Genomic DNA, 1,302 nt, shown 5'->3' with positions numbered 1-1,302 from the left:
CTGCGGTACCAGGGGTGTTATTTTATTGGTGGAGGGATGTAATAAAAGAAGCCATTTATGATAAATGCCATACTGCCATTGTAAAAAATGGACTTAAGGTTGCAATGTACTTATTCATCCTTTCAGAAGTTGTATTTTTTATAGCGTTCTTTTGTTCATTCTTTAAAGCCTGGCTTGACCCGGTTTTTTCATTTGAAGCATTTTCTCCTACAAAAAGGGTTGAATGGCCTCCTGAGGGAATTTTGCCGCCTGATCCGTGGTCATTGCCATTTATGAACACGTTAATATTATTGCTTTCTGGTACAACTATTAACTGGGCACATCACTCTCTACTCGAAAATGATAAAAAGAGCATGATTAAAATGCTATCAACGACTATATTGCTTGGGGTATTTTTTATAATGGTGCAAGCTATGGAGTATCATGAGGCAAGTTTTTCGCTACAAGAAACAGGAGAAAAGCTGATCTATGCATCCAATTTTTATATGATTACTGGGTTTCACTGCGCACACGTTATAATAGGGATAATATTTTTGTCAGTATGTTTGTTCAGGGCTCAGAAAGATCAATTTACACCTCAAGACCATTTATGCTTTGAATTTGCTTCCTGGTATTGGCACTTTGTGGATGTGGTCTGGATATTTTTGTTTGTGTTTATTTATTGGCTGAGTGTTTTTTAGGTGGTTAAAATAATAGGTCTTGATCCAGGAATAAGTAAAACCGGATGGGCTATTATCAATCTGAGTGAGAAAAGTAATATTGAGTTTCTGGAAAGTGGTACCATATCAACTGACAGTAAGCTCAGCATAGGTGAACGTCTGCACATAATTTTCGGACAGTTAAAAAAAGTAATTTCTTTATATTCTCCAAGTGAAGCTGCGGTGGAGAAAGTTTTCGTTAATAAGAATCCTAAATCTTCGCTAACTTTGGGATATGCGAGAGGGGTCGTAATTTTATCATTGGAGGTAGCAGGGTTAACTATAAATGAATATGATGCAAACTATATAAAGAAAAGCATTACTGGAAATGGCCATGCCGACAAAGATCAAGTTATATTTATGGTGAAACAGATAGTAAAAAATTTAAATATAAAATGTCACCATGCTGCTGATGCTCTTGCTATAGCAATTTGTCATGCTCATATGAAAGGTTCATGTTTTATGGGATAGTTTTTGTGCAGCGGAATGGTAGAATGAGATAGACAAGAATGCCCTAAAAACGCTAACTATGGATTAGAAAGAGAGTAGAGAGAGAAATAGGGTAAACTCCAGTATTTTAGCAACAATAGGAGGTTACCCAATG

Annotated in this window: 2 protein-coding genes; both read left to right on the top strand. The window is 36.2% G+C overall.

The window, feature by feature from the left end:
- On the top strand, positions 1 to 680 hold a 680-nt coding region (locus GO685_RS05295; RefSeq protein ID WP_175937878.1), incomplete at its 5' end, for a cytochrome c oxidase subunit 3.
- The gene (ruvC, locus tag GO685_RS05290; RefSeq protein WP_175937877.1) at positions 681 to 1,169 is read left to right on the top strand and encodes a crossover junction endodeoxyribonuclease RuvC; all 489 of its coding nucleotides are present in this window, start codon (positions 681 to 683) and stop codon (positions 1,167 to 1,169) included.
- Positions 1,170 to 1,302: the final 133 nt, after the last annotated feature.

Source organism: Wolbachia endosymbiont of Madathamugadia hiepei (assembly GCF_013366855.1).
GTDB lineage: Bacteria > Pseudomonadota > Alphaproteobacteria > Rickettsiales > Anaplasmataceae > Wolbachia.
The sequence above is the reverse complement of the archived record's forward strand: the minus strand, read 5'-3'. Positions and strand labels throughout refer to the sequence as shown.